This window comes from Paenibacillus sp. JCM 9796, from assembly GCF_055379675.1.
The window spans coordinates 561,513-588,042 of the sequence record NZ_AP043723.1 but is presented as its reverse complement, the minus strand read 5'-3'; the positions used below and the strand labels follow the sequence as shown (position 1 = coordinate 588,042).

At 52.7% G+C, this 26,530-nt stretch carries 29 protein-coding genes; 18 read left to right on the top strand and 11 right to left on the bottom strand.

What is annotated here, in order from left to right:
• Window positions 1-5 precede the first annotated feature (5 nt).
• Window positions 6-926, top strand: a complete 921-nt coding sequence (locus tag ACZ439_RS03005; protein WP_155614236.1) for an AAA family ATPase — start codon at window positions 6-8, stop codon at window positions 924-926.
• Entirely contained in the window at window positions 877-2,253 is a 1,377-nt protein-coding gene (locus ACZ439_RS03000) for a DUF58 domain-containing protein (protein WP_464620605.1), read from the top strand. Before ACZ439_RS03005 ends, ACZ439_RS03000 begins: the two co-directional genes overlap by 50 nt.
• Before the next feature lie 23 nt (window positions 2,254-2,276).
• Here the strand turns inward: ACZ439_RS03000 and ACZ439_RS02995 are convergent, their stop codons facing one another.
• Window positions 2,277-3,302 (bottom strand): stage II sporulation protein M, encoded by a 1,026-nt coding sequence (locus ACZ439_RS02995; RefSeq protein WP_464620604.1) that lies wholly within the window; start codon window positions 3,300-3,302, stop codon window positions 2,277-2,279.
• Window positions 3,303-3,373: 71 nt separating this feature from the next.
• Between ACZ439_RS02995 and ACZ439_RS02990 the strand changes: the two genes are divergently transcribed.
• Window positions 3,374-4,177, top strand: coding sequence for an RDD family protein (locus ACZ439_RS02990; protein WP_372812909.1), 804 nt, complete (start codon window positions 3,374-3,376; stop codon window positions 4,175-4,177).
• 112 nt (window positions 4,178-4,289) lie between these two features.
• Here the strand turns inward: ACZ439_RS02990 and ACZ439_RS02985 are convergent, their stop codons facing one another.
• On the bottom strand, window positions 4,290-4,469 hold the full coding sequence (locus tag ACZ439_RS02985) for a hypothetical protein (RefSeq protein ID WP_464620603.1): 180 nt from the start codon (window positions 4,467-4,469) through the stop codon (window positions 4,290-4,292).
• Window positions 4,470-4,678: 209 nt separating this feature from the next.
• Between ACZ439_RS02985 and tenA the strand changes: the two genes are divergently transcribed.
• Window positions 4,679-5,344 carry a thiaminase II gene (gene tenA, locus ACZ439_RS02980; RefSeq protein ID WP_372812911.1) on the top strand — a complete coding sequence of 222 codons (666 nt, stop codon included), beginning with the start codon at window positions 4,679-4,681 and terminating at the stop codon, window positions 5,342-5,344.
• Between the two features lie 21 nt (window positions 5,345-5,365).
• Here the strand turns inward: tenA and ACZ439_RS02975 are convergent, their stop codons facing one another.
• From ACZ439_RS02975 to ACZ439_RS02960, 4 genes are all read right to left on the bottom strand, one after another.
• Complete coding sequence (locus ACZ439_RS02975; protein ID WP_054795301.1) at window positions 5,366-6,142, bottom strand: SDR family oxidoreductase; 777 nt, start codon at window positions 6,140-6,142, stop codon at window positions 5,366-5,368.
• A 111-nt stretch (window positions 6,143-6,253) separates the two neighbouring features.
• A complete protein-coding gene (locus tag ACZ439_RS02970) occupies window positions 6,254-6,613 on the bottom strand; it encodes a response regulator (protein ID WP_127605665.1) in 360 nt (119 codons plus the stop codon).
• Between the two features lie 577 nt (window positions 6,614-7,190).
• Window positions 7,191-8,174 (bottom strand): zinc-binding dehydrogenase, encoded by a 984-nt coding sequence (locus ACZ439_RS02965; RefSeq protein WP_054795289.1) that lies wholly within the window; start codon window positions 8,172-8,174, stop codon window positions 7,191-7,193.
• A gap of 91 nt (window positions 8,175-8,265) precedes the next feature.
• Window positions 8,266-8,496 carry a hypothetical protein gene (locus ACZ439_RS02960; protein WP_054799049.1) on the bottom strand — a complete coding sequence of 77 codons (231 nt, stop codon included), beginning with the start codon at window positions 8,494-8,496 and terminating at the stop codon, window positions 8,266-8,268.
• 246 nt (window positions 8,497-8,742) lie between these two features.
• Here ACZ439_RS02960 and ACZ439_RS02955 point away from each other — a divergent pair, with 246 nt between their 5' ends.
• The 11 genes from ACZ439_RS02955 (at window position 8,743) to ACZ439_RS02905 (ending at window position 20,325) form a co-directional block, all read left to right on the top strand.
• Window positions 8,743-9,492, top strand: a complete 750-nt coding sequence (locus tag ACZ439_RS02955) for a hypothetical protein (protein ID WP_054795287.1) — start codon at window positions 8,743-8,745, stop codon at window positions 9,490-9,492.
• Window positions 9,493-9,815: 323 nt separating this feature from the next.
• A complete protein-coding gene (locus ACZ439_RS02950; RefSeq protein WP_054795300.1) occupies window positions 9,816-10,763 on the top strand; it encodes a 1-phosphofructokinase family hexose kinase in 948 nt (315 codons plus the stop codon).
• Between the two features lie 112 nt (window positions 10,764-10,875).
• Window positions 10,876-12,195, top strand: coding sequence for an ABC transporter substrate-binding protein (locus ACZ439_RS02945; RefSeq protein WP_464620602.1), 1,320 nt, complete (start codon window positions 10,876-10,878; stop codon window positions 12,193-12,195).
• A 65-nt stretch (window positions 12,196-12,260) separates the two neighbouring features.
• Window positions 12,261-13,154 carry a carbohydrate ABC transporter permease gene (locus ACZ439_RS02940; protein ID WP_155614238.1) on the top strand — a complete coding sequence of 298 codons (894 nt, stop codon included), beginning with the start codon at window positions 12,261-12,263 and terminating at the stop codon, window positions 13,152-13,154.
• 6 nt (window positions 13,155-13,160) lie between these two features.
• Window positions 13,161-13,979, top strand: coding sequence for a carbohydrate ABC transporter permease (locus ACZ439_RS02935; RefSeq protein WP_054795283.1), 819 nt, complete (start codon window positions 13,161-13,163; stop codon window positions 13,977-13,979).
• Window positions 13,976-14,986, top strand: coding sequence for an alcohol dehydrogenase catalytic domain-containing protein (locus ACZ439_RS02930; protein ID WP_054795282.1), 1,011 nt, complete (start codon window positions 13,976-13,978; stop codon window positions 14,984-14,986). Before ACZ439_RS02935 ends, ACZ439_RS02930 begins: the two co-directional genes overlap by 4 nt.
• A gap of 11 nt (window positions 14,987-14,997) precedes the next feature.
• Window positions 14,998-15,936 carry a sugar kinase gene (locus tag ACZ439_RS02925; RefSeq protein ID WP_054795281.1) on the top strand — a complete coding sequence of 313 codons (939 nt, stop codon included), beginning with the start codon at window positions 14,998-15,000 and terminating at the stop codon, window positions 15,934-15,936.
• Window positions 15,937-15,965: 29 nt separating this feature from the next.
• On the top strand, window positions 15,966-16,820 hold the full coding sequence (locus ACZ439_RS02920; protein WP_141334032.1) for a class II fructose-bisphosphate aldolase: 855 nt from the start codon (window positions 15,966-15,968) through the stop codon (window positions 16,818-16,820).
• Window positions 16,821-16,854: 34 nt separating this feature from the next.
• On the top strand, window positions 16,855-18,348 hold the full coding sequence (gene xylB, locus ACZ439_RS02915) for a xylulokinase (RefSeq protein ID WP_141334031.1): 1,494 nt from the start codon (window positions 16,855-16,857) through the stop codon (window positions 18,346-18,348).
• Between the two features lie 5 nt (window positions 18,349-18,353).
• Window positions 18,354-19,397 carry a galactitol-1-phosphate 5-dehydrogenase gene (locus ACZ439_RS02910; RefSeq protein ID WP_054799092.1) on the top strand — a complete coding sequence of 348 codons (1,044 nt, stop codon included), beginning with the start codon at window positions 18,354-18,356 and terminating at the stop codon, window positions 19,395-19,397.
• Window positions 19,398-19,536: 139 nt separating this feature from the next.
• The gene (locus ACZ439_RS02905) at window positions 19,537-20,325 is read left to right on the top strand and encodes a DeoR/GlpR family DNA-binding transcription regulator (RefSeq protein ID WP_127605648.1); all 789 of its coding nucleotides are present in this window, start codon (window positions 19,537-19,539) and stop codon (window positions 20,323-20,325) included.
• A gap of 90 nt (window positions 20,326-20,415) precedes the next feature.
• Here ACZ439_RS02905 and ACZ439_RS02900 read toward each other — a convergent pair whose 3' ends face one another.
• On the bottom strand, window positions 20,416-21,447 hold the full coding sequence (locus ACZ439_RS02900; protein ID WP_054795278.1) for a Leu/Phe/Val dehydrogenase: 1,032 nt from the start codon (window positions 21,445-21,447) through the stop codon (window positions 20,416-20,418).
• 198 nt (window positions 21,448-21,645) lie between these two features.
• Complete coding sequence (locus ACZ439_RS02895; RefSeq protein WP_054795277.1) at window positions 21,646-22,173, bottom strand: type 1 glutamine amidotransferase domain-containing protein; 528 nt, start codon at window positions 22,171-22,173, stop codon at window positions 21,646-21,648.
• 242 nt (window positions 22,174-22,415) lie between these two features.
• On the opposite strand from ACZ439_RS02895, the gene ACZ439_RS02890 reads away from it, so the two are divergent.
• Complete coding sequence (locus tag ACZ439_RS02890) at window positions 22,416-22,670, top strand: YkgJ family cysteine cluster protein (protein WP_127605646.1); 255 nt, start codon at window positions 22,416-22,418, stop codon at window positions 22,668-22,670.
• 58 nt (window positions 22,671-22,728) lie between these two features.
• Entirely contained in the window at window positions 22,729-23,694 is a 966-nt protein-coding gene (locus ACZ439_RS02885; RefSeq protein WP_054795276.1) for a D-2-hydroxyacid dehydrogenase family protein, read from the top strand.
• Window positions 23,695-23,784: 90 nt separating this feature from the next.
• On the opposite strand, the gene ACZ439_RS02880 is transcribed toward ACZ439_RS02885, so the two are convergent.
• The 3 genes from ACZ439_RS02880 to ACZ439_RS02870 all read right to left on the bottom strand — a co-directional run bounded on the left by ACZ439_RS02880 (window position 23,785) and on the right by ACZ439_RS02870 (window position 25,491).
• Window positions 23,785-23,958, bottom strand: coding sequence for a hypothetical protein (locus tag ACZ439_RS02880; RefSeq protein ID WP_155614241.1), 174 nt, complete (start codon window positions 23,956-23,958; stop codon window positions 23,785-23,787).
• A 192-nt stretch (window positions 23,959-24,150) separates the two neighbouring features.
• Window positions 24,151-24,786 carry an FMN-dependent NADH-azoreductase gene (locus tag ACZ439_RS02875; protein WP_127605643.1) on the bottom strand — a complete coding sequence of 212 codons (636 nt, stop codon included), beginning with the start codon at window positions 24,784-24,786 and terminating at the stop codon, window positions 24,151-24,153.
• A gap of 456 nt (window positions 24,787-25,242) precedes the next feature.
• Window positions 25,243-25,491: a DUF1450 domain-containing protein gene (locus tag ACZ439_RS02870; protein ID WP_054795275.1), complete on the bottom strand. Its 249-nt coding sequence runs from the start codon at window positions 25,489-25,491 to the stop codon at window positions 25,243-25,245.
• Window positions 25,492-25,742: 251 nt separating this feature from the next.
• Between ACZ439_RS02870 and ACZ439_RS02865 the strand changes: the two genes are divergently transcribed.
• A complete protein-coding gene (locus tag ACZ439_RS02865) occupies window positions 25,743-26,384 on the top strand; it encodes a sensor domain-containing protein (protein ID WP_464620601.1) in 642 nt (213 codons plus the stop codon).
• Window positions 26,385-26,530: the final 146 nt, after the last annotated feature.

Below are 26,530 nucleotides of genomic sequence, written 5' to 3'. Positions count from 1 at the left end.
GTTCGATGCAACAGCTGCTGCAGCAAATGGAACGAATCGTGATCGGACAGCAGACGAATATCCGCCTGCTGCTGACCGCTTTTTTGGCCGGAGGCCACGTACTCCTGGAAGGGGTTCCGGGGCTTGGGAAAACGAAGATGGTGCGCACGCTCGCCGATTTGACGGAGGGGTCGTTCAGCCGGGTTCAATTTACGCCGGATATGATGCCGGGCGATATGACCGGCAGCGCAATCTTTAATATGAGGGACAACGAGTTTCAGACGATACGGGGGCCGGTATTTACGAATTTGCTGCTGGCCGACGAAATCAACCGTACGCCGCCCAAGACGCAAGCGGCGCTGCTGGAGGCGATGGAGGAACGGCAGGTGACGATTCAAGGCACGACCTATCCGCTGCCCGATCCTTTTTTTGTCGTCGCCACGCAAAATCCGGTGGAGTACGAAGGCACGTATCCGCTGCCGGAGGCGCAGCTCGACCGGTTTTTGTTCAAATTAACGGTGTCGTATCCGTCGCTGGAGGCGGAATTGAACATATTGAAAGGCCACAAGCCGTTCTACGCAGTGCAGGAACAGCCGCAAGAGGCGGTGTTGTCGCTCGACGAGTTCAAGGCGCTGCGGGCTGAACTGCCGCATGTCGTGGTTCAGGACGCGCTGATCGGCTACATCGCCGCCCTGATCCGCAAGACGCGGGAGGATAAAAGGCTGCTGCTTGGCGCAAGTCCCCGTGCGGGGATTGCGATGCTGATGGCCTCGCGGGCATGGGCGCTGCTAGACGGCCGCCGCTATGTGACGCCGGACGACATCAAGACGGTAGCCGGACCGGCGCTCCGGCACCGGCTGCTGCTGACGCCGCAGATTGAATTGGAGGGAGAGACGAGTGACCACTTCATCCAGGAAACGTTGGCCTCGATTCCGGTCCCTCGCTGATGCGATACAGCGGCGCATGATCGTACCGACGCCCCGCATGGCGGCCGCCGCCGCCAGCGGCGCGGCGTTGATCGCTGCCGGGTATGCGCTCGGCGCGGGCGCAGCGGCCTTCTTGCTCGTCAACGGCGCGCTGCTCGGCGCATCCGTGCTGGATCTGTCGCTGCTTCCGCGCAGAAGGCATGTTCGGGTGAGCCGCGATCTGCCGAGCCATGCGGACCGGGACGCGCCTTTCGAAGTTGCGGTGCGCGTCGAGACGGACCGGCCGGTTTCGCTGCGGCTTGAGCTTGCCGACGATGTGCCGCAGTCGTTCCTTGCCGTGCCGGTCGAATCGCTTGCTGCCGACTGGCAGGGGAGATCGGCCGAGATCCTGTATACGACTTGCGGACGCGAGCGCGGGATTCATAAGTTCCGGTTTGCCCGATTGCGTATTCGCGGGTCGCTTGGACTTTGGGAGAAACAGCTGGTTGCGCCGGTTGCACAGGACATTCGCATTTATCCGGACATGTCGGGTGCTCGCGGTATATTGGCTTCCGTGCAGCATCAATTGATTTTGGAGGGGAAACGGGTGTTCCGCAAGGAACGTGCCGGGTCGGAGTTTCACATGATTCGCGAGTATGTGGAGGGCGATGACACGCGCCTGATCAACTGGCGGGCGTCGGCCCGGTCCCGGGCCCTGATGACGAACGTGTTTCGGCCCGAGCGCGGGAAGGTCGTCACGATTATGCTGGATTGCGGGCGCATGATGGGCGTAGAACTGGACGGACGCGCGAAGCTTGATGCGACGCTCGAAGCGGCGCTGTCGCTGGCGGCCGTGGCCTTGAAGCAGGGGGATAAAGTCGCGGTGATGGCTTTCTCGAACCGGGTTAAAGCTTACGTGCCGCCCGGCACGGGTACCGGCCATCTGCAGGCGATTACGGAAGCGCTCTTCCACCTGCAAAGCGATTTTGTGGAGTCCAGCTACGCCTCCGCCCTGCATCATCTGATGCGTGTGCAGAAGAAGCGCAGCTTGACCGTGCTGTTCTCCGACATGGACAATTATATGTACGAGGACCAGCTCCGTCCGCTGCTGCTGCGCATGCAAAAGCAGCACCTCCTGCTGCTGCTCGGGCTTCGGGACGAGGCGCTGCACCGTTGGACGATCATGGAGACGGGCGGCAAACGCGAAGCTTTCGTCAAAAGCTTGGCGCACAAGATGACGTTGGAGCGTCAAGCGTACGCGGCTGAGATGGCGTCCGGGGGCATCGATGTGGTCGACGTCCCGGTTGGCGAGCTCGCTTGGACGGCCGTCAACCGGTACTTGGACGTGAAGTCCGGCGACAGGCTGTAGGCGCCTCGAAACCGTCGGCCGAATTAGACGGGTGAGCGCTTCGGCTCCGGCTGTACGTCCGGCGCGTGAAGTCCGTGCGAAGTTTCGTCCAACAGCAGCTTGCGCCCGTTCGCGATGCCGTAGAGGACGTACACGGCCAGCGCAAGCAGCGTTAACCCGGCGAAGGCGTACTTCGCTTCGAGCGAAAGTCCGGACGGGATGATGTACCCTTCGATGATACCGGCGATGACGAACAGCGGGATCGTACCGACGAGCAGCAGCGCCGATTCTTTTACGGAGCGCAGGAACATATATTTACGCGTATACGGTCCCGGGTTAATCATCCGGTAGCTCATATACAAACCGGCGCCCCCGGCGATAAAAATAGCGGCCAGCTCAATGATGCCGTGTGGCAGGATGTAGGCCCAGAACCTATAGCTGTTGCCGGACTGCCAAAACACGGCGGTTAAGGCGCCGATCAAGAGGCCGTTGTAGAGCAGCAAGTAGACGGTTAATAGGCCGAACGTAATACCGCTGACAAACGCCAGCACGGCGACGCGGATGTTGTTGGTCATGATCGTCGAGGACATGACCGCGCTCTGGAGATCGTCGTGGCCCCGTCCGACTTGATGCGGATTGATGCTTTCCGCGATTTGAGCGGGAATTACCGTGTACAAATTCAACGGATCGGACCAAACGGCGAGAAAGCCGGAAAGTCCGCCGATGATGAACAGCAGGAGGGCTGCGGCGATGAACCGTCTGCGCTCCAGCACGAAACCGATAAACTGGCTTTTAAAAAAGTCGGCCAGCCGGCCGGCCGGCTGGCGCTGCCCGGCAAAGAGCGCCTGATGCGCGCGCGAAACGAGCTGATTCAGGAAGGGGACGATTTCGTCGCCCGGGTAGTACGTTTGTGCGAACGCCAGATGCGCCGAGGCGGTTTTGTAAAGCAGTGTCAAACGATCGATCTGCATCGCCTGCACCGTCCGCTTGCTTCGCTCGAACGGCTCGAGCAGCTGTTCCAATTCGGACCAAACGGGCTTATGCTCACGAATAAAGTACTGAATATCCATAAGACGGAGCATCCTCCTTCAAGACGATAAGTTCATACTACCACAATGAATAGAAGAAGGAGAGTGGGGAAATGAACGATAGCTATAACCGGGAAGCGACGGTTGTCACGCCGGAGCACGTGCGGCTGCAATTCCGTACAGCCGGACTCGGCAGCCGCACGGCCGCACAACTGATCGACGTGCTGCTGTTGATGCTCGTATTCGGCGCGGTGTGCCTGCTGATCGGGCTGGCGCTCATGGTCATGGGCATCGGCGTGAACGATATGCCGGGCGAATATGCACTCGCCTTTATCATCGTGTTCAGTTCGGTGCTGAGCGGCGGGTACTTCGTGTTAGCCGAGTATTATATGAACGGCCAGACAGTAGGCAAGAAGCAGTTGGGGTTGCGCGTCATTCAAGAGAACGGCCAACCGGTCACCTTCTTGTCCGCGATCATCCGCAATTTTTTCCGGCTTATCGATTTCTTGCCTTGGTTATATTTTCTGGGGGGGCTGTGGATCTTTTTCCATCCGATGGATAAAAGGCTGGGCGATCTCGCCGCCGGCACGCTCGTTGTGCGCGACACGCGCCGGGAACAGCTGCATCGACGCCGCCAAACGGAGAAATGGCTGAATCAGCGTGAGATGGCCGGTCGTCCCAACCTTCCGTTAACGGAGCTGCAGCGCAGACGGGTGGAGCGCGAAGACTGGCTGCTGCTGTCCGCCTACGTGGAACGGATTCCGTCGCTGACGGGAATCAAGCGCGACGCTCTGGCCGCGGAGATCGCCGGGCGGCTGGCCGCCAAGCTGGAGCTCGAAGCCGAACTCCGTTTCGTATCGGCGGAGGCGTTCTTGATGGAGCTTTACGTACTGCTTGCGGGCGAATGGACGCTTTAGCGGCAGCCAGGCGACACAAAAAAGCGGCTTTGCCGGACGCATCTTCTGCGGAGGAAACCCGGCAAGCCGCAGGCGCCGGACGGCGCAAACGAGCGTGTTTATGTAGAAGATATTAGGTCCGGATGCCGCATTTCCTGGCCAGCGTCGGCCAGTAGAAGACGAACAATTTCTCCCATCGGTCCTCGGGCAGCACACGCAGCCAGTTGGCAATCTGATTCAAGCCCATGTCATCCAATACACGTTCTGCGTATTCCTTTTCCTCACGTACATCTCTTGCCGTTGTTTCTACCACAATGCCAGCTCCTTCATCATTAAAAATGAACCCTCCTATATATATGCAGCCAGGATCGAGTTTGACATCGTTTGATAAAATTTTCTTCTTCCCGATCGATATGTTACAATTTAGGGTGACATGTTCAACCACTTTCACGGCGGAGAGTGGTTTTTTGTATGTCAATCCAACCAACAAGCCGGTGCCGGAAGTCCAGGAGGGGATTAGCCATGAAATTTTCAGAGCGTTTGCAGCAAAAGCTGAGGCCGATTTGGCGTCAAAACCACGATCATCCGTTCGTTCAAGAGCTGGGGAACGGGACGCTGGCGAAAGAGAAGTTCAGGTTTTATATGATTCAAGATTACTTGTATTTGATCGAGTACTCGAAGCTGTTCGCGCTGGGCGCCGTGAAAGCGGCAGACCTCGGGACGATGGGCAAGTTTGCGGCGCTCCTGCATGCAACCTTGCACGATGAGATGGCGCTGCACCGCAGTTACGCCGCTCGCTTCGGCATTTCGGAAGACGAGCTGGAGGAGGCGGAGCCTTCGCCGATTACGCTCGCGTATACGCATTACATGCTGCATGAGGCGCAGAAAGGTTCGCTCGCGGAGTTGGTGGCAGCCTTGCTGCCGTGCATGTGGGGGTATTGGGAGATCGGCAAAGAACTGAACGCCATACCCGGCGCGGCCGAACATGAGCTGTACGGCGAATGGATCCGGATGTACAGCTCGCCGGAGTATGGCGAATTGGCGGGCTGGTGCATCGACCTGCTCGATACGCTCGCGGCCGGGAAGACCGAAGCCGAGCTGGCGAAGCTGGAGACGATCTTCTTGAACACGACCCGGTTCGAGTACATGTTCTGGGACATGTCGTACCACGGGCAGATGTGGCCGTAGGGTTATGCCATTCTCTTTATCTCATCGAAATCCACCATCGGAATGGAAGATTTGACCGGTCATCCACCCGGCGTCTTCCGTCGCCAGAAAAGCGATGAGGCGCGCCGCGTCTTGAGGCAGGCCTACTCGGCCCAAAGGGGAACGGCCGGCAAGCTCCCGCCGCACTTCCGGCGTCATCCAGCCCGTATCGGACGGCCCGGGATTAACGGCATTTACCGTAATGCCTTTTGACCCGATCTCTGCTGCCAAAGTTCGGGTCAAAGCCTCTATAGCCCCTTTCGTCGCGGCATACGAAAGCTCGCCGACCATAGGGCCGAGAGATTGACCGGAAGTCATATTGATGATTCTTCCTCCGGTGCCTTGATTAAACCTTCTTGCAAATTCCACGCTTAACAAGGTCACGGCCCTTATGTTAATCGCATAGTGGGCGTCTAACGATTCTGCTGTAATCGTATCCGCATTATCGTTCACGGAATAGCAAGCGTTATTAATAAGGATGGCCGGCTTTCCGAGAGCTTCCTCGACCTCATTCAGGATGTGAGGGATGCTTCTTACATCGGCAAGATCGGCCATCGCATGTTCGCAGCGAACGCCAAGCCGGAGAATCTCTTTTCTTAGCTGCTCTTGTTCCGCGCTATTGCCGCCCCATGGCATTTGTTCATCATAGCCGACCCAGTATGTAAAAAAAATATCGGCTCCTTCGCCAGCCAGCGCTTTACAAATAGCCGCCCCAATTCCAGCACTCCGGCTTGCGCCTGTAACGAGTGCTATTTTACCTTTTAATTTACCGCTTTTCATTGGATCCAAATCTGATGCAGCTCCTATTTAATCCCTATTTGATCCCATAATAACCGGAAACACCCTCGGCTTGCCAATTGAAAAATAACTATAGTTATTTTTTCCTGCCTGCTAGCTGAGAGCTTTATGAATGGCATGAATCATTCTGGCCTCATCAAACGGTTTCATAATAAAATCGATCGCTCCCGCCTGAATGGATTCGATGACATAATATTGATTTCCCATGGCGGAGCACATCACGACTTTTGCAGAAGGATGGATGCTCTTTATTTTTTTGAGAGCCTCGATTCCGTTTAAGTCCGGCATGATGATGTTCATGATGACTAAATCCGGATCGACCTCCCGGTAAGTTTGAACCGCTGTCCAGCCGTTCTCCGCTTCCCCGGCCAACCGGTGTCCCGACTTTTGTATCATATCTTTCAATATAAGCCGCATGAACGCTGAGTCGTCAACAATCATAATGGCAGCCATTACTGGATTCCCCCTACATTCGTTATATGAGATTTCATAATAAAATTGGAAGGAGCTGATCGGCATAGAATGATTATATGATAGGAAAGTAAACCGGAGAACCCGACTAAGGAAACAGAGTGCCCAGGTGTGAGACGGGATCTTCCGGAGACCGGATGGAACAATAAACGTGCTAACCAACCTATTTAAAAGTTTGTTTGCGTTTGAACAGGTAGATTAGAAAATCGATGATAAGTCCTGCCAAGAAGAAAGAGCTGACATGGATCAGGTAAGCAGGAAACCGAACCCGGATACTTGCACTGTCGGCAGCCAGTTTCGCACTATCATAATCGAATATCCAATGTCGCAATGGCTCTGTATATGCAACGGAATTCAAGAACGGGTTAAGTCCAATAAGGAGAATGTTCTTATCGTCATTTCCCCAGTAGTTGTTTAAGCCTATGACAAGGCTAATGATCGAGAGCCAAAAGGCAAACTTTTTCAACAGAAACAACAAAATCACGCCCTAACCTTTTCTAAAGTAAAAAAGAAGGGCTCAGGACGCTTGTCCCGGACACCCTTCTCCGGCAGGCTGAGCTTACAGCTCCGCTACAATTTTGCCTCTGACATGTCTTTGCGATAAGCGGATCAGCGCCTCCGGCACATCCTTCAGCGAGATGACTTCCGTTACCATCGGCTCCACCTTCTTAGCTGTCATCAGCTCCATGAATTCGGCCGCCATTTGGCCAAGCTCTTGCTCGGCTCGGACATCTCCGGATACATGTGCTCCACCCAGCATCATTTTGTGAACCGTGAACGTTTGGTGGGACGGCTGGAAGTCGGCAACCGTTTCCGGAGCGCCGGCGATGCAAGCCAGTTGTCCTCCGAATGACAGCATGGATAAATCCTCCTGGGCCGTACTTCGATTGATCGAATTGAGGATACAATCCACGCCAAGGCCGTTAGTCGCCTCCATGACCCTTTCGCGTACGTTCTCATGGTTGTAATCGATCGCCAAGTGAGCTCCGAGGCTCTTCACATAATCAAAGTTGGCAGGGGAAGTCGTGGTGATGATGGTGGAAGCGCCGAACGTCCGCGCCAATTGAATCGCATAGCCGCCGACACCCCCGGCTCCGGCGTGCACCAGGATGGATTGGCCCGCCTGGAGACGCATTTTTCTTTGCAGTGCTTGATAAGCCGTCAATCCCGCACAAGGAAAAGCTGCGGCTTCCACGAACGATATGCCCTCAGGAATGGAAGCCGCAGTGTGCGCCTTGGTGACGCTGTACTCCGCATAGCCTCCCGGCTTAACGAAGCTGCCGTGATACACCACGCGGTCTCCGGGCGACCACTGCGTGACGCCTTCACCGACGGTATCGACGACCCCGGCCACATCCACGCCGAGCACGAAAGGGTAGACCCAGTCGGGATGCCCGTTCAGTGAAACTTTATAATCAATGGGATTCAAGCTTGCTGCGCGAACCTGCACCCGAATTTCTCCCGGACCCGGTTCCGGCACCGGTAATTCCGATACGGTTAGCGTATCCGGTTTACCGGGGGCTTTCAGTAGTAAGGCTTTCATTCGAACCTCTCCTCGTCATGAGTCGTCCCTATCATGATACCAAATGTATTTCAGCATGCAAATGCCGGAGACACAAACAAAAAGAGCAGCGCTAAAGGCTGCTCATCCGTTCTTCCTTATACTTCTTCAAGCCGTTGTAGGCCGTTTCCAATTGACTGCGAACATAAGTTTCCGGAGCTGATTCGGTTAGCATACCGCCGAGCCTGACTAAGCTATCAATAATGCCAAACAACTGAGGATCGGTTCGGTAGCAATCGAAAGACAAATCCTGCATCTCTTCGAACCTTTCTTTAAAACCTTCATAAGTTTTCAGTGGGGGCATTGCTAATCAATTCCCTTCTTATGAGGATTAAGATGAAGTATAAATTTGAGATATGCTTCTTTTATTGTAGCGCTTTCATAACGATTAATCAATACATCGTCGTGGATTTTTATGGAAACGGATGAAATTATAAATATCGCATATATTGATTTTTTAAGTTACTCCTATATAATAGCTCGTAGGAAAGTCAATAGGGTTTACGAACTAATAATGTAACGTAACTAACAACTTGGGGGATGCAATGCAATGAAATATGTACTATCTTTTCTCGCTTTGGTCGTACTCGGCGTATGGGGTGTTGTCGCGTTTATTATCGTCACCGACTCCAAGAAAGCGCCTGCCGTGCAAACCGCAAGTCAGTCCGTCCCGACTCCGAAACAAGAACCCGTGATAGCGAACGCTCCACAAACCGAGGCGCCCAATAAGGAGAATACACAAGCTGCGCCGCAGCAGCAATCGGCCCCGCCGGCTGCCGCCGTCAAGCCGGCGTATATATACGCAATCGACGACGCGAAGATCAAAGAGGCGATTGCGCTGGGGAAGAGCTGTTTGCTGGAATGCGGCAAGCCCTTTATGCTTCCTGTGACCTATTCGCCGCCCAAGAAGAGCGAATACGAAAGCCCGCTTGTATACGAGGCCAACATTGAACCGCCGTACGAGATGGTAGCGTCAGCCTCAGGCTTATCCTACTATAAGGAAGACAAGCTCATCGATGCAGCGACGGCGAAAAAGTACATCGATTACAATAAGCTCGGTTTTCATGTTAATTTTTATAAAGGATTCGCCAAAGGGTTTGCCGTCGTGTTGGTACAAGGAAACAAAATGATTGAGCCGACCGACGTATCGGTCGATGAGTATTACAGCCGGTACAAACTGGCGAACTTTCCTGTCAGCGAGATTGATTTCACCAAGCCGGCTGTGCTGAAGGTGTTCGATAAGAGCAACACCAGTTATTATGTCGAGTTTGCCGTTGATTTTAACAAATACGTCAGGTAACATCCGGCAAAGCGACAGCTTCTTGCCGCGGACTTGAGCTGCTTCCCAAGCCCCTTCTGTTGTCAATAGCCCCGTTTAGGGCTGCTGACGCAGACAGGGGCATTTTTTTGTCTAAGGAATGCCGGCAGCCTTGGAGCCATCAAGTTTTTTTGCTCGCAGCATATACCTGCGTTTTCGAATTGTAAAATTTGCAAAGTAAGGATTGACAAAAATAATTAAACGAAATATTATTGAATTAATTCGAAACAAAACGAAACTAAAAACATATGATTACGAAACATATTTTCATTGTTCAAGTGAGCGACTTCATAGGGGATGATTTGATGATTACAACCATTACTTTAAATGCCGCTATAGACAAAGTTCATTATATCGAACGTTTCCGGATAAACAGCGTGAACCGCGTTGCGGAAATTGCCGCCGAGCCTGGAGGGAAAGGCAATAACGTGGCCAAGGTTGCGCGTTTATTGGGTTCCGATGTAACCGCTTCCGGTTTCCTCGGCGGAGACACGGGGCGATTCGTCGATCAGCAATTGCGCGCCAGAGGAATTGCAAGCGATCCCGTCTGGGTAACCGGTCAAACCCGGGAAGCATTCAACATCATCGATCAAAGTTTGGGAACCCAAACCGAGATTTTAGAGCCCGGCCCTGAGATTAGCGCGGTTGAATGGCAAGAGATGAAGGTCAAAGTGAAGGATTTGGCGGCCAAGAGCAGCGTGATCAGTTTTTCGGGCAGCTTGCCGAGAGGTCTTCAGATTCACGCTTATGCGGAGCTTATCCAGGCTGCGAAGGAGGCGGGGGCGCTCACGATTCTCGATTCCAGCGGAGAGAGCTTACGCGCAGCAATTGAAAGCGCTCCCTTCCTTCTTAAACCTAATCGGGACGAATTGGCCCAATTGACCGGTCAACGCGCGGACAGTGCCGAAAGCGTAATCCATATGGCCAGAACCCTGATCGCCCAAGGCATCTCATGGGTAGTCGTTTCCCTGGACAAAGACGGATCGCTCGTCGTATCGGAGAATCAGGCATGGCAGGTTCTGCCGCCCGTTATTGATGCGGTGAATACGGTAGGCTGCGGGGACGCTTTGGTGGGGGGGACAGCCAACTTTCTCGATCTTCTCGGGGATAAGCCCGCAGCGTCCAGCATGATTGAAGCTGTTGCATGGGGAACCGCCGCCGCCGCTTCCAACGCCTTATATCCGATTGCCGGGCACGTGCATGCAGCCGGCATGCAGGAGATGCTGCGGCAGGTAACGGTCAAGCCTTTGTAGATTGGCGCGTTTCTTATTTTAATCTTGTGGGAGGTGATGATAAAAACATACGCGGTGCTGGCCAAACGTTTGGAATCGTCCTAATAACTTTCTAAAAGGGGAAGATGAAAAAATGAGCAAAACATGGAAAAGCAAATCAGCCTTTGCTTTATCAGGAATGATGGTCATGTCCGGACTGCTTGCCGCTTGTTCCTCCGGCGGTCAGAGTGAAGGCGGCGGTGCTGCCAAAGAGGGGGAAGCGAAGCAGGCGGTGACGATTACCGCTGCCATGCAGCAGCATACGGCCGTAGATGCGATTAAAGCCATGCTGCCCGATTTCGAGAAGCAAACCGGTATTAAGGTCAAATTTGATATTTTGCCGCAAGAAGAACTGCATTCCAAGACGGAGCTGGCGCTTGCTTCCAATTCCGATCAATATGACGTCGTCATGATGGATATGATGTTCACTACGCAATATGCCAAGGCCGGCTGGGTAGCACCCCTGGATGACATGATCGCCAAAAACGAAGCCACCGTGCAATCGAAGGATTTCCTTGAAGGATTTCTTAATGCTTTCAAAACGGACAACAAAACGTACGGACTGCCTTTCTACGGCGAGAGCACGATGCTGATGTACAACAAAGAAATGTTCGAGAAGGCCGGAATTACGAAGCCTCCGGGAACGATTGACGAGCTTGTCACAACGGCGAAAGCATTAACGAAAGACGGCAAATACGGGATCGCGCTGCGCGGAATGCGCGGAGAAGGCATGAACATTTATGTTTGGGCCGGATTCTATAACGCGTTCGGCGGCAAATGGCTGGTAGACGGCAAACCGGTCGTCAATAGCCCCGAAGCGATTAAGGCAACCGAGGTTTATGCGGAGCTGCTGAAAAATTCTGCCCCTCCGGGCGCCTCCAACTTCAGTTGGGACCAAGTGCAGCTGGCGGTTCAGCAGGGCACCGTGGCTATGGCGATCGATGCCACAAACTTCGCATCCAGGCTGGAAAGCCCTGAAAACTCGAAGGTTGTAGGCAAGATCGGATATGCTCCTGTTCCGAGCGGTCCGGCCGGCAGCTCTCCGAGCGTCTATACGGCGGGTCTTGTGATCCCGAAAGGCTCCAGGCATCAAGAGGCCGCCTTCCAATTTATGGCCTGGGCGACCAGCAAGGAGATTCAGCTCAAAACGGCAATTGACGGCATGCGCGGCGACGCCACCCGGAAATCCGTGTGGGAAGACCAGAGCTTCCGCAACAAGTACAATTACCCGGGCTGGATTGACGTAACGGTGCAAAGCATGGATAAAGCAAATCCCGATTATCGTCCGAGAATCAAGGAATGGAAAAGAATGGGCGACCGTCTGGGCATCGCGGTAAGCGAAGTGCTGGTCAACCGGAATGCCAAAGAGGCGCTCGACGCAGCGCAGAAGGATATCGAACAATACTTTAAATAATGAAGGATTCGGGTGGGCGGTTCCGATAAGGTGCCGCCCGGTATGATGGAGGTTCGATCCGCATAATGTTATCCAAAAAAAGACTGAAGTTGTTATTTTCGCTGGAGACGGATTCCGCCCCTAAACTGCTGGTGGCCCCCATTTTTATATTTTTGCTGGCTGTAACGGTTTTTCCGACCGTCTATGCTTTATTTACAAGCACGCAGCATTACTTCTTATCGGAGCCCTATAATAAGCATTTTACAGGAGTAGGCAACTATTGGTTCATGCTTAACGATTCCCGCTTTTGGGGGTCGTTGTCCACCACGTTCACATTCATGCTCTCTTCGATCTTCATTGAAATGATTCTGGGGGCCGCGCTTGCACTCCTCATGTCGAGAAAGTTTTTCGGCAGCGGTCTCGCCAAGACGCTGTTCTTGCTTCCGACGATCACGACTCCCGTCGTTGTCGGGTTAATCTGGGTGATGATGTTTGACCCTCAATTCGGGATCATTAATTATACGTTAGGGCAGCTCGGATTCGCACCGCAGGCATGGCTGGCCGGCGAGAAGACGGCGATCTGGGCGGTTATTGCCGTAGATGTTTGGGAATGGACGCCGTTCGTGGCGCTTGTCGTCCTTGCGGGGCTTCAATCGCTTCCGGATGAGCCCTATGAAGCGGCGACGGTGGATGGCGCTTCCAGCGTTCAGAAGTTCGTGCATTTGACGCTGCCGCTTATTCAACCTTATCTGGTCATAGCCTTCGTCTTCCGGTTTATGGATTTGTTCCGGTGGTTCGATACGATCTACGTGATGACGAAGGGCGGACCTGGAACGGCAACGGAGACGTTGAATATGTTCGGGTATTTGACCGGCTTCAATTTCATGAATGTAGGTTATGCCGCATCCTTGGGTTTAACGATGCTGTTCATCATTACGACGATCTCGAAATTTGTCATTAATTTAGCTAGAAAGGGGTGATCATTCGTGCCTAGAAAGGTTCAAGACGTTATTTTTAACATCCTGCTATGGGCGATGATTGCCGCATTTGTGTTCCCGATCCTGTGGCTGGTGATGACGTCTTTAAAAACGCGGGTGGACGCGTTCAGCTTGCCGCCCAAGTTCATATTCACACCTACGTATACCAACTACTCCAAGGTGCTGGAAGACGGTTCTTTCTTACATTATTACTTCAACAGCGTCAAAGTCGGTTTCCTGAGCACGTTGTTCAGTTTGCTGATCGGTATTCCGGCTGCCTATGCGCTGGTGCGTTTCCCGATGCGCAAGAAAGAGGACTTCGCGTTCTGGGTGCTTTCTACCCGAATGGCGCCGCCGATTATGGTCATACTGCCTTTTTACCTGGTGTTCAAGCAATTCAATTTGCTCGATACGACCTTGGGACTCGTCCTTATTTATATGACGTTCAGCCTTTCGTTCATCTTATGGATGATGCGCAGTTATTTCGAAAGCATCTCGGTTGACCTGGAGGACGCGGCAAGAATTGACGGGGTATCCCGGTTAATGGCTTTTATTAAAGTCACTATACCGTTGTCCGCTCCGGGGATTGCCGCGGCAAGTATATTTTCATTCATCATGTCCTGGAATGAGTTCTTGTACTCGTTAATCCTTACGGGTGACAAGACCAAGACGGCGACGGTCGCGATTACCAGCTTTATCACCTTTGAGGGAATCCGATGGGGTGAGGTGGCAGCTGCAGGAACGATGGTTATTCTTCCGGTAATCATATTCGGCATCTGCATTCAAAAATATTTGGTGCAAGGAATGACCATGGGAGGCGTCAAATGAGCACAGAAACGTTTGCAGCCCTGCTGCTTCATCAACCGGGAGTCATGGAATATCGGCATGTCGAGCGCCCGCATATTGGAGACCGGGAGGTGCTGGTGAAAGTTTCCGCTTGCGGGATTTGCGGCACGGACCGGCATATTTACCACGGCACCTACCCGGCATCCTTTCCCGTTACCATCGGGCATGAATTCGCAGGGGTTGTGGAGCAAATCGGCAAAGACATTCGTCACACGGCGGTCGGAGACTTTGTTTCGGTCAATCCGAACCGGTGGTGCGGCAACTGCGTTTCTTGTTTGGAAGGGGTGCCGCATTTATGCAGCGGCATGACGGCGCTGGGCGTTGATGTGAACGGAGGACTTTCCGTGTACTGCGCGGTTCCCGAGGAGCTGATTTACAAGATGAAGCCGGGGACTGACCCGCTTAAGGCTTGTTTAGCCGAACCGGTTTCGTGCGTACTTCACGGACTTGACCGGCTGCAAGTCAAGGCGGGCTATCGCGGGGCTGTATTCGGCGGCGGCTTTATCGGTCAGTTGATGCTGCAGGCGATGCGGCTGCAGGGAGCCAGCGAGGTTACGCTCGTCGAGCCGCAGGCGATTAAACGGAATGTGGCGGAGAAGCTTGGCTTCCGAACGATAGACCCCGTAAACGAGAAGCACAAAATCAAGGAATTAATCGATCTGGACGTGACGGTCGATTGCGCCGGCGCCGGCGATGTCCTCATGCAATGCATGAAAGCAACGAAACGCGGCGGGGACATCCTGTTATTCGCAGCGTATCCGGAGAATAAAGCCGTTGCGATCGAGCCGTTCGAGGTGTTCCGTAAAGAGCTGCGGATCATCGGTTCCTTTACGTATCCGGACACGCAAGTTCGGGCGATCCGCATGATCGAATCCGGGCAATTCGAACTTGATCCGATTATATCCGAGCTCTCCCTGGAGGATGTGACCGGGCTATTGGAAGGGAAACGGGATCAAGCCGTGATCAAAGGCGTCGTCAGACTGCCATAAGAGGTGAGTTCATGGAGCACGTATATACAATCGGAGAGCTGCTCGTCGAGATCATGCGAACGGAGACGAATGTTCCGCTTTCGGAGCCAGCGATGTTCGCAGGCCCTTATCCGAGCGGCGCGCCGGCTATATTTATCGACGCCGTCGCCAAATTGGGCTTAAGCTGTGGAATCATTGGAGCGGTCGGGCAGGATGCGTTCGGACGCTGCCTCACGGATCGGCTGATGAAGGATGGAATTCAGTGTGCGCACGTGTACCGGAGCGATGCCAAGACGACGGGGATGGCGTTTGTCACTTATTCCGACGACGGCTCGCGGGACTTTCTGTTCCATATGAACGATTCAGCGGCCGTGGAGATCCCTTGGCCCATAGACCTCCAATTTATGCAGGGGACGAAGGCGCTGCACCTCAGCGGCACCAGCCTGACCATCAACGATTCGATCAGGGAACTTTGCTATGAAGCGGTCCGTGTAGTCAAGCGCGGCGGAGGGATCGTGACGTTTGATCCGAATCTTAGACCCGAGCTTGCCTTGGATCGCAAATGGATCGGTTGGTACGGCCCTGTCTTGCAGCATACCGACATTTTGCTTCCAAGCGGCGATGAAGTGGAACGGCTTACCGGCTGTCCGAATGTCGAAGAGGGGACGCAGCGGTTGTTCGAGCAAGGAATTAGCCTTGTTGTGCGGAAGATGGGCGAGCATGGATGCGAGTTGTATCAGAATGGCGTGAGATCGGAAGCTGTTCCTGGTTTTAGCGTCCATTGCGTGGACCCTACCGGAGCGGGAGATTGCTTTAATGCAGGTGTGGTCTATGGCTATCTTCAAGGCTGGACCTGGAAAGAGACGCTGCGATTTGCCAACGCGGTAGGCGCTTTGTCTACGACGGCGCTCGGCCCCATGGAGGGCACGCGCGATCTGGAAACGATACTGGAGTTTATGAACAGGACTTAGCGGATAGAGATGAAAGGTAGGAGTTAACCATGACATTAGTTTCATCGACGCCTTTATTAACGGAGGCAAGAAAACAAGGATACGGCATTGTCGCCTTTAATGTGCATACGCTCGAAATGCTTCAAGCTGTCGTTGAGGCGGCGGAGGAGTCCCGTTCGCCGTTAATTTTGCAAACCACGGTTGGCACCGTTAAACATCTGGGCATCGACTATATCGTCGGCGCAGCCCAGGCGGCGGCGAAGCAGGCCAGCGTACCTATCGCGCTGCACTTGGATCACTGCCAAGACTTTGAATTAATCCTGAAGTGTATCCGTTCCGGTTATACTTCCGTTATGATAGATCAATCCATGCATCCGTTCGAAAGAAATGTGGAGATGACCAAAAAGGTCGTTGAGGTTGCCCGCGCGCTCGGCGTTAACGTAGAAGCGGAGCTCGGCAAAGTCGGCGGCGTTGAAGATGATATACAGGTGTCGGAGGATATGGCAACGTTGGCGGATCCGGAGGAGTGCCGGCGATTCGTCGAATTGACGGGAGTCACCACGTTAGCTCCCGCGATCGGCACCGCTCATGGCATTTACAAAGGGGAGCCGAACATCGACTTCAAGCGAATCGGAGAGATTGCCGAACGAGTTTCGGTGCCGCTTGTGCTTCACGGCGGTTCCGGCATTCCGGAAGCGCAGGTCAAACGCTGCGTATCGCTCGGCATGGCGAAGATGAATGTGGCGACAGAGCTGAAAAACGCGTTTACGCTGTCCTTACAAAAATTTTTCTCCGAGCATCCGGACGATCTTGATCCGCGTTCCTATATGTCTGTTGCCAAAAAGACAGTGAAGCAGATGGCTCTTGAGAAGATGAAGCTGTGCGGTTGCACGAATCGGGCTTAGGCAGCCGGCGGTCGTTTGAAAGGTGGCGTCAATCATGACGAATCAATATTTGGTCGGAATCGATATCGGGACTTCCGGCTGTAAGGTGGCCCTGTTTGCGGCGGACGGCACCGTATTGTTCCAGGGAACAAAGTCTTATACAACCTACTATCCCCATGCGGGGCACGCCGAGCAAAATCCGGAGGACTGGTGGAGCGCGGTATGCGATAACTTGCGCGACATGCTGAAGCAAACAGGCATCGATCCCCGGCAGATCAAGGGTGTCGGGGTGGACGGTCAAAGCGGCGCGGCCGTTCCGATGGACGAGCACGGCAGGCCGCTGCGCAACGCGCTCATTTGGCTCGACCGCAGAACCGTGAAGCAATGCGAGCATTTAATTCAAACCATCGGGCAGGAACGGCTCTTCGCGGTTTCGGGGAACCCGATGTCTCCATCGTATGTGACCGGCAAATTGGTCTGGATGCGCGAGCAGGAGCCGGATCTTTATAAGCAAACCCGCAAAGTGCTGCAGTGCAACAGCTACATCGTTTACAAGCTGTCGGGGGAATACACCCAGGACGTCTCGCAAGGCAACGGCTTACATGCGTTTAATATCGAAACCGCATCGTGGGACTATGAACTCGCCGAGCGGATGGGCATAGCACCCGAACTGCTTCCCGACATCTACGGCTGCAGTGATATTGTCGGGGCGGTGACCCCGTTCGCGTCCGCCGAGACCGGTCTTGCCGCCGGAACGCCTGTTGTCGCCGGCGGGCTGGATGCCGCCTGTGCAACCTTGGGAGCCGGAGCGGTCTATGCCGGGGAAGTGCAGGAGCAGGGGGGCCAGGCCGGGGGCATGAGTATTGTCATGGACCGTCCGGTTAAGAACGAGAAGCTGATATTAAGCTGTCACGTTGTTAAAGACAGGTGGATTCTGCAGGGGGGAACGGTCGGAGGCGGCAGCTTGAACTGGATGAAGCGGGAATTCGGGGGAACCGAGTCCGATTTTTTCCGGTATGCCAACGAAGCAGCTTCCCGGATCAGACCGGGAAGCGAAGGGCTTGTTTTCCTGCCGTATATGGCCGGGGAGCGTTCGCCGATTTGGGACCCTGACGCGAAGGGCGTCTTTATCGGCTTGTCTTTCGACAAGACCAAAGGGCATATGATTCGAGCGATTATGGAAGGGTGCGCGTTGTCCCTGCAGCATAATATCAAGACGGCCGAGCAAAGCGGCGTACCCGTGCATACGCTGCATAGTGTCGGCGGGGCCGCGAACAGTGAGCTGTGGACGCAAATTAAGGCGGATATTACAGGCAAAGCGTTCCGTATTCCTTCTTCGGATTCCGCCGCCACGTTAGGCGCAGCCATCTTGGCAGGTGTCGGAACGGGAGTGTATCGGGATTGTGAGGATGCGGTGAGCAAGACGGTCCGCATCCAGCGCGAGCAAACGCCCAACCCAACAAACCAAGAGGTTTACCGGCAGGTGTACGACGTATACCTGGAGACCTATATCAAACTTAGAGATGTATTTCCGAAGATGGGATGGTGAGGAGCATGAAAGCTGCCGTGCTTTATGCGAAGAACGATATACGAATAGAGGAAATGGATACGCCTTCGTTACAACGGCATGAAATATTGATTAAGGTTAAAGCGACGGGAATTTGCGGTTCCGATTTGCCCCGCGTAATGGGAGATGCCGCTCATCACTATCCCATAGTGCTCGGTCATGAGTTTTCCGGTGTTGTGGAGAGCATCGGAAGCGAAGTGACCCGCGTGAAGGCGGGCGACCGGGTCGTGGGAGTTCCGCTCAAGCCTTGTTACGAATGTCATGATTGCCTTAGCGGCAACTTCGCCCAATGCAAGCATTATTCCTTCGTTGGTTCCCGGGTTAACGGGAGCTGGGCTGAATATGTGGTCATTCCGGAAGCAAACGCGATTACGTTCGACGAGAGCATAAGCTTCGAGGAAGCCGCCTTTGTTGAACCGTCGGCCGTAGCTCTGCACGCGCTAAGGTTAATTCAATATCAAGGCGGGGAGCATGTCGCCATTCTGGGCGGGGGGAATATCGGATTGCTGACGCTCCAATGGGCCAGAGTGTTGGGCGCCAAAGATATTACCGTTTTTGATATCGATGACGAGAGACTGGCTACCGCCAAAAGGCTTGGCGCCGATTATACGATTAATTCGGCCAAAGCAGGGTTCGAAGAGGGATGGAAGCAGATCACGGGGAATCATGGATTTGGCGTTGTCATGGAGACGGCAGGGTCCGACGTTACGATGAGATTAAGCTTCGAGATCGCCGCCAATAAAGCGAAGGTTTGCTTTATCGGGACGCCCGTGCGGGATTTGACCTTCTCGCATAAGCAGTTTGAATTGTTGAATCGCAAAGAATTTACGTTAACGGGCTCCTGGATGTCCTACAGCTCTCCGTTCCCTGGGGATGAATGGGAATTAACGCTGCATTTCCTGAAACGGGGATTGTTGAACTTTAAAGATATGGTGTTTAAACAGTACCCGCTGGAGGACATCGGCAAAGCTTTCGAATTATATCGCGATCCGAGTACCGTGAAAGGTAAAATTTTGCTGTTGAACGCGTAAAATAAGGGGATGAAGGTTGTAGACAAGCCGCTTTCTCAGGAATTCTGAATTGCCAACTCGGACAAAATTATCTATACTACTACTATAATAACGAAACGAAACAATTCAGAACAAAACGAAACACTGAGAGGGAACTTATATGGAAGAGGATCATGCGAATCGAAGAATGAGAAGCATTGAGAGACATCAATTCATTATGGATTATTTGAAAATTCATAAGAGCGTGGACGTATCCTTCCTAAGCTCCGAATTGGACGTTTCGGAAGTTACCATTCGTAAAGATTTGGAGAAGCTGGAACGCGATAAATTGCTGCTGCGCAGTCATGGCGGGGCGATATTAAACGAGAATCTGTTTATCGAGCCTTCTTTTATAGAGAAGGAGGATCAATTTACGGATGAGAAGCAGGCTATCGCCTCAGAGGCCGCAAAGTTAATCGAAAACGGGATGACGATTGCCCTGTCGACAGGGACAACCGTCAGTCATATGACGAAAAAAATCAAGGATCGCACCGGACTTACCATCGTGACCAATGCTATCAATGTGGCTATAGATTTAATGGGATCGAATGAAAATCATTTGTTCTTAACCGGAGGCAACATTCGTCCGAATACGTTCGCCTTAATTGGAGAGGCGGCCGAGAAAGCGCTGGACGGCGTGTATTGCGAGTATGCATTCATTGGAATTAACGGGTTTAGCCTCGAGCAAGGCTTGACCACTCCAAGTATGGAGGAAGCAAGAGTCGTCCGGAAAATTATTGAGAACGCGAAACATGTTGTGGTGCTCGCGGACCACAGCAAGTTCAATAAGGTAGCTTTTTACCGGATTGTTAACGTCGATCAGGTTCATACGGTCATTACGGACCGTAAAGTGCCGCCCGAAGAAATCGATAAGCTTCGCGCGAGAGGCGTACACGTGATTACCGCTTAACCAAACAACAGTCGGGCAGGAATAAACTCCTCCCCGACTATTTCACGTTTATAGGCTTTCGGCCATTCCATAATTCAACAGAGGGGTCCGTCAGGGAGCTGCCAGAAGTTGTTCGGTCCGCTCGTCTGCAGCTTCCGATGTCGGGATTCGCTTCCGACCCGCGTAGTCGAACACGTTCGTAAGCGTACGGTAGATGTTCTCTACCTGTTTATTTGCGAATGCGGCGTCGCTGCCGTTCAATTCGCAAGAGGTGACAATAATGCCCCCGGCATTGATGATATAGTCGGGCGCATAAAGGATGCCGAGCTTATGAAGCTGATGACCGTGCCGCTTCTCGGCCAATTGGTTATTGGCGGCTCCGGCTACAATCCGGCATCGAAGCCGGGGCAGGGTGAGATCGTTAATGATCCCGCCTAGAGCGCAAGGCGAGAAGACATCGCAGGCGGCTTCAACGATTTCATCCGGGCGCAGCGCATGTGCGCCGAAATCTTTGACAGCCTGATTCCTTCGGCTAGGATTCACATCCGATACGACTAGTTTGGCGCCCGAACGTTTCAAATACCGGCAAAGCTGATAGCCTACCTTCCCTAACCCCTGAACAGCAACCGTTCTATGGATGAACGTCTCCGTACCGAATACGCGTTTGAGCGAAGCCCGGATACCCAGGTAAACGCCATAGGCCGTCATAGCAGCTGTTAAATCGCCGGTAGCCCCAAGCGAACCGGTAGTATCCGTCACATAGGTTGTTTCTAATCGGATCCAGTCCATATCCGCAACGCTTGTTCCCAAGTCCATGCCCGTTATATAGCGTCCCTGCAAGCTTTCAATATAACGGCCGAGGGCGCGAAATAACAGCTCGTGCTTCCGTTGATCGGGAGGGCCAAGGATAACCGCTTTACCTCCGCCGTATGGAAGACCGGAAATCGCTGATTTATAGGTCATGCCTTTTGCTAAACGGAGCGCATCCCGGACGGCATCTTCTTCGGAGGCATAATGCCACATCCGGCATCCGCCAAGCGCAGCCCCGAGCTTCGTATTATGAATGGCGATAATGGCTTTCAAACCGCTTGGCTGATCCTGCAGGAAAATCAGTTGCTCGAAATGTTCCTTCCATACCTCCATGCGGAGTCCTCCTCTATAGAACAGACCGGCTGATTCTGCCTCTTGCTATTAAAGTATTCATTTAGGGTTAAAGGGGGTACATGAGCAGTTCCGAACATGAGCGCGATGGGAAGCGAAAAAAACGCAAAAAAATCCGAAAGAATTCTTCCGGATTTTTGGGGCGTGAATGGGGTGACCTCTACTTTTTCACGGTTAGCGTTAAGGCTGACTGACGGGCGTACGCAATTTGTTCAGCGTTTCGCGGATGAACGCTGGTTCGTCGGCAGGCGTTCGTGACGTGACGTAGTTGCCGTCAACGGCGACCTCTTGATCGACGTAGTTGGCGCCTGCATTAATCAGATCATCCTTCAATGGAGGGTAGCACGTCAATGTTTTGCCTTTAGCAAGACCGGCGCTGATCAGAATTTGCGGCCCATGGCAAATGGCCGATATCGGTTTGCCCTGACTGTCCATGTCTTTGACGAATTGCTGGATCTGCTTGTTGAGACGCAGGTTTTCCGGCGACGACCCGCCAGGAATGACGACCGCGTCGAACTGGTCAGCCTTCACTTCATCGATGGACGCATCAGCTGTATACGTGATCGTCTTGTTCTTGCCTGTCAGCTGTTCGCCCTTTTTCAACCCGATAATGACGGTTTCATGCCCGTCCGCTTTGATCGCATCGTACGGTTTCTGCATTTCGGAATCTTCAAAATCGTTGGCTAACAGGAAAGCGACTTTCTTCATCTCGTTAACACTCCTTTTTGAAAATGGTGATTTGGTGCCCATACTGTACAATACCCTTTTTTGGATTTCCATAAACAAAAAAGATAGTCAAAGGCGCATTCGCCGCACAGCGGGCCAGCACCCGTTCGCGCAAAATCCGGGTAAGAAAAGGATAAATGTTGTCGATGTGGAATTATACAAGGGATGGAAGAAATGATCGATCCAAGCTTCCTACATTACTTGAAGAACGGGGGGACTCCGTATTGGACTGCCGGGTAGGCTGCGCAGCTTGCTGTATTGTCGTTTCCATTTCTTCTCCCATTCCCGGAATGCCGCACGGGAAGCCGGCGGGAGTCCGCTGTTCGCAGCTTTCCGATGAGAATACTTGCAACCTCTTTGGGAAGCCGGAGCGTCCGGCCGTTTGCAGCAGCTTGAAGGCGTCGGTAGAAATGTGCGGGCGGTCGAATGAGGAAGCTTTTGCCCTTTTATCGGATTTGGAACAAGCGACAAGGCCTTGATGAAATCGAAGATACAGGTTAGAGCATGTACACCCAATCAGAAGGAGGTTGCCCGCGAATGAAACTTCGCTGTGCGATACTTGATGACTACCAGCAGGTAGCACGGACGATGGCCGACTGGTCCTCGCTCCTAGATCGAATTGAGGTTCAATCCTTTCATCGGCATTTTGAGGGGGAGGATGAAACGGCGGCAGCGCTCGCCGATTATGATATCGTTGTGATCATGCGCGAACGCACGCCTTTTCGGGCTTCGTTACTCGCACGTCTGCCGCGGTTGAAGCTGCTCGTTACGACAGGCATGCGCAATGCGGCAATCGATCTTGCAGCCGCTGCTTCGCACGGTGTGGTCGTTTGCGGCACAGCGGGCAAAACGGAGCCCGCCGTTGAGCTTACCTGGGCTTTAATATTGGGTCTGGCCCGACAGATTGTGCCCGAACATAACGCGCTCCGATCGAATGGCCCTTGGCAAAGCTCGATTGGGACTGACCTCTACGGCAAACGACTCGGCCTGCTGGGACTCGGTAAGATCGGCAGTCGGGTGGCGCGCATCGGGTTGGCCTTCGGCATGGATGTGATGGCCTGGAGCCAGCATTTAACCCAAGAGCGGACCGATGAGGTCGGCGTGCGGCTGGCAGCCTCCAAGGAAGAACTGCTGGAAAGCAGTGATTTTGTCTCCATCCATCTTGTGCTCAGCGAACGGACGAGAGGCTTGCTTGGCGCCTCAAAGCTCAGGCGGATGCGCGCATCCGCCTATCTGATCAACACTTCCCGAGCTCCGATCGTGGATCAAACCGCCCTCGCGGAAGCTCTTCTTAACGGCTGGATCGCCGGTGCAGGCTTGGACGTATTCGAGATCGAGCCTTTGCCGAAGGACGACGTATTCCGGTCCTTGCCCCATGTTCTGACCACACCGCATCTCGGATACGTGTCACAAGCGAATTACCATACGTATTATCGGGACGCGGTGGAAGACATCCAAGCTTATTTGTCCGGATCGCCAATCCGGCAGCTGACCTCATCATGATTTCATAAAGAGAACCCCACAGCAGCAAGCAGTGGGGTTCTTGTTCTCTTGAATTTGATGAAGCTGCCGATAACGGAAGCAGGTTACGCATTAAAGATGGCCGTGCATCCCGTAAGGGTTCGCGCTGATGTACCGGCGCCATTCTTCGTCCTGGGCCGGAGCTTCTTTAAGATGTACATCGGGCCCTTCCGTAATTTCTTGAGAAAACTCAACATTCGAGGAACCGTCGTAATAATTGGGAAAATCATTCTCCGATTTCGACATGCGCTCATCTCCTTGGCTTGTATTCCTATCAAACCTATTATTTACGGAAGCCGCGACTGTAATTCATTGGCATTGTTTAATTTCACATTACTATAATAATGCTGATAAGGCAATATTATCCATTGAAATAGATAAAAAGAGAGGCCCGCTAAGCAGCGGGCCTCTGTATCTTTTTCACATGCATGTTGTGGATTAGAAACGTTTTGCAGCTTCTTTTGCTTGCGCGATAGCCTTCTCTTTAATCGATTGGGCTTGATCCGGCATAGCGGCCATGCCTTCAACAAAGATTCCTTCAAAGGATGGAACACCATGAAATTGCATAATTTTGCTCAGGTAGCTGTGGCCGCTTTCGAAACTTGCAGCCGGTCCTTCGGAGTAGACACCGCCGCTAGCTTGAATATGGATCGCTTTTTTGTCCGTAAGCAAGCCGACCGGCCCGTTCTCGGTATATTTAAACGTTTTGCCTGAAACACAAATTGCATCAATGTAGGCTTTCAAAATAGGAGGGAACGAAAAATTCCACATTGGAGAAACATAAACATATTTATCAGCGGCCACGTATTGACCGACAATTTCATTTAGTCTTGCGACTTTGGCTTTCTCCGCATCGGACAGTTGGTCGAACGAAGAGCCCGATTGAAGTTTTCCCCATCCGCTAAATACGTCAGCGTCGATATGTGGAATGTCCGTTTTGTATAAATCCAGGTGAATAATTTCATCTGTCGGATTTGCTTCACGGTAGGCCTCGATAAATTCTTTTCCCACAGCCATGCTGAATGAAGCTTGATGGTCATGAGGATGTGCAGTGATGTACAGTACAGTTGCCATAATCTGAAAACGTCCTTTCCATAATTGTGATGTGATATGTGTACGTTTTTATTATAACTAATTTTATGTAAGTTGCAAATTAATAATTATTCGCTAACCGATAAAATTAACAAATAAGTATAGATTTGCTCACTACACCCTGAGTATTGTTCGCGGAACAAATTGTTCTTATACTAGGGTGGCGCTCGTCGCTCACGGAGTGAATCAGGACTCCGGCGTGTAGAGTATCCGGCGGGATTACATAGACAAAAAAGTGACCCGCAGCAGCGGGCTGCGGGTCTTCAAGATATATTGAAAAAGGGGGTCAAGGAATAGTATAGGCTGCTTTCATTAAGAACAGATGTTAACCAGATTTCAATTGTGTTACAAATATTGGAAAAGATTAGGCAGTCAAGCTCGTCTCCATAAAAAGACCTGACCATCGGTCAGGTTGTATTCAGCATTGCCAATTATGTATTACACGGACAACGGTTCTTCGACGGAACCATGAAGAAGCTGCTTCAATTGCAAATAGAGCTGGTCGGGGGATTCGGCGCAAATAATGCCTGACTTGCCGACCTTGGCTACGCACTGCTTGGAGCACAGCTTGCAGCAGCCGAGGCAGTCTTTCTTCTTGTGCTCGAATTCGGGAAACTCGTCTTTCATTGTTTTGTAAACCGATTTGGAGCCGTTCTTAATGTTCTTGCAGCAATACTTGATCTTCATCGGGTCGCCTCCCCGGATATCCGTTTACTTGCGGTAATGATAATCATTCTCGATCATTATATAGGCAATCCAATGCGTATGTCAACACCTTAGCATGAAAGAAAAGCTTCATCATCGGAGGAAAGCTTGGTGCCGGCAATCCCTGAAATCCCGACCAAAGTCCAGGCATAACCTGAACATAGGTTGGTAGGAAGCGACTCCCGATTCTCCTATAATAAACGTAACTGATATGGAAGAAGGAAGGATCGCACATGTTACATGCTGGCTCTGCTCCCGCCCCGTCTATGGGATGGAAACCGTCTTTTTTGTTGAAAATGCAATATTTCGTGGTCACGACATTACCGCTCGGCATTCTCGGGTTCGTGTTTGCCGTTACCTTCGGTCTTGTCGGCGTCGTGCTGACGCCGCTTGGGATCGGCATTCCAATTCTTTACGTGGCGCTTATCGGAAGCCGGGCGCTTCTGTCTTTGGACGCGCAGGCGTTGCAGGGAGGCTCGGGTCTCCGGGGCGAAGCTGCAGTTGAAGCTGCGGATACGGCTGCCAAGCCCGGCATGCGCCAAGTGCTGCTCTCGGTGGAATCGTATTTGCCGCTGCTGTATTGGCTGCTGAAGCTGCCTCTGAGCATCATTCAATTTACGTTGGCCGTGGCATTCCCGGTATCCGGTTTTGTTCTCTTGTTCGCACCGCTCGTTTACTGGGCGGCGCTGCAGGGTTACGGCTACGAACTGTTTAACAACGACATCGTGATGGATGTGCTGCTTCCGATGGCGTCGCCGGCGCAGCGATCGTATGCCGTCGCTGGGCTCGGGCTGATCTGGTTTCTCGTCGGGTTCTACGTGGTCAATCGGATGTTCAGCGCTTCCGTACGGTTTGTATCCGTGTTCCGGCGCTAGGTACTGTCCGGTAACCGAGTTGAAGGTGCAAGGGCAGCATGACATGACTCCGGGCCTAGCGTCAAAAGTGCTATTTCGTAAAAGTGTGAATTCTTAAACATTATTCACCCCCGAAAACAGGTAAGATGTGGAATAGATCCCGCAGC

Excerpts from the sequence above, each read along its gene's own strand:
- ACZ439_RS03005 (WP_155614236.1), top strand. The coding sequence starts at position 6 with ATGCAACAGCTGCTGCAGCAAATGGAACGAATCGTGATCGGACAGCAG.
- ACZ439_RS02995 (WP_464620604.1), bottom strand. The coding sequence starts at position 3,302 with ATGGATATTCAGTACTTTATTCGTGAGCATAAGCCCGTTTGGTCCGAA.
- ACZ439_RS02990 (WP_372812909.1), top strand. The coding sequence starts at position 3,374 with ATGAACGATAGCTATAACCGGGAAGCGACGGTTGTCACGCCGGAGCAC.
- tenA (WP_372812911.1), top strand. The coding sequence starts at position 4,679 with ATGAAATTTTCAGAGCGTTTGCAGCAAAAGCTGAGGCCGATTTGGCGT.
- ACZ439_RS02975 (WP_054795301.1), bottom strand. The coding sequence starts at position 6,142 with ATGAAAAGCGGTAAATTAAAAGGTAAAATAGCACTCGTTACAGGCGCA.
- ACZ439_RS02970 (WP_127605665.1), bottom strand. The coding sequence starts at position 6,613 with ATGGCTGCCATTATGATTGTTGACGACTCAGCGTTCATGCGGCTTATA.
- ACZ439_RS02965 (WP_054795289.1), bottom strand. The coding sequence starts at position 8,174 with ATGAAAGCCTTACTACTGAAAGCCCCCGGTAAACCGGATACGCTAACC.
- ACZ439_RS02960 (WP_054799049.1), bottom strand. The coding sequence starts at position 8,496 with ATGCCCCCACTGAAAACTTATGAAGGTTTTAAAGAAAGGTTCGAAGAG.
- ACZ439_RS02955 (WP_054795287.1), top strand. The coding sequence starts at position 8,743 with ATGAAATATGTACTATCTTTTCTCGCTTTGGTCGTACTCGGCGTATGG.
- ACZ439_RS02950 (WP_054795300.1), top strand. The coding sequence starts at position 9,816 with ATGATTACAACCATTACTTTAAATGCCGCTATAGACAAAGTTCATTAT.
- ACZ439_RS02945 (WP_464620602.1), top strand. The coding sequence starts at position 10,876 with ATGAGCAAAACATGGAAAAGCAAATCAGCCTTTGCTTTATCAGGAATG.
- ACZ439_RS02940 (WP_155614238.1), top strand. The coding sequence starts at position 12,261 with ATGTTATCCAAAAAAAGACTGAAGTTGTTATTTTCGCTGGAGACGGAT.
- ACZ439_RS02930 (WP_054795282.1), top strand. The coding sequence starts at position 13,976 with ATGAGCACAGAAACGTTTGCAGCCCTGCTGCTTCATCAACCGGGAGTC.
- ACZ439_RS02925 (WP_054795281.1), top strand. The coding sequence starts at position 14,998 with ATGGAGCACGTATATACAATCGGAGAGCTGCTCGTCGAGATCATGCGA.
- ACZ439_RS02920 (WP_141334032.1), top strand. The coding sequence starts at position 15,966 with ATGACATTAGTTTCATCGACGCCTTTATTAACGGAGGCAAGAAAACAA.
- xylB (WP_141334031.1), top strand. The coding sequence starts at position 16,855 with ATGACGAATCAATATTTGGTCGGAATCGATATCGGGACTTCCGGCTGT.
- ACZ439_RS02910 (WP_054799092.1), top strand. The coding sequence starts at position 18,354 with ATGAAAGCTGCCGTGCTTTATGCGAAGAACGATATACGAATAGAGGAA.
- ACZ439_RS02905 (WP_127605648.1), top strand. The coding sequence starts at position 19,537 with ATGGAAGAGGATCATGCGAATCGAAGAATGAGAAGCATTGAGAGACAT.
- ACZ439_RS02900 (WP_054795278.1), bottom strand. The coding sequence starts at position 21,447 with ATGGAGGTATGGAAGGAACATTTCGAGCAACTGATTTTCCTGCAGGAT.
- ACZ439_RS02895 (WP_054795277.1), bottom strand. The coding sequence starts at position 22,173 with ATGAAGAAAGTCGCTTTCCTGTTAGCCAACGATTTTGAAGATTCCGAA.
- ACZ439_RS02885 (WP_054795276.1), top strand. The coding sequence starts at position 22,729 with ATGAAACTTCGCTGTGCGATACTTGATGACTACCAGCAGGTAGCACGG.
- ACZ439_RS02880 (WP_155614241.1), bottom strand. The coding sequence starts at position 23,958 with ATGTCGAAATCGGAGAATGATTTTCCCAATTATTACGACGGTTCCTCG.
- ACZ439_RS02875 (WP_127605643.1), bottom strand. The coding sequence starts at position 24,786 with ATGGCAACTGTACTGTACATCACTGCACATCCTCATGACCATCAAGCT.
- ACZ439_RS02870 (WP_054795275.1), bottom strand. The coding sequence starts at position 25,491 with ATGAAGATCAAGTATTGCTGCAAGAACATTAAGAACGGCTCCAAATCG.
- ACZ439_RS02865 (WP_464620601.1), top strand. The coding sequence starts at position 25,743 with ATGTTACATGCTGGCTCTGCTCCCGCCCCGTCTATGGGATGGAAACCG.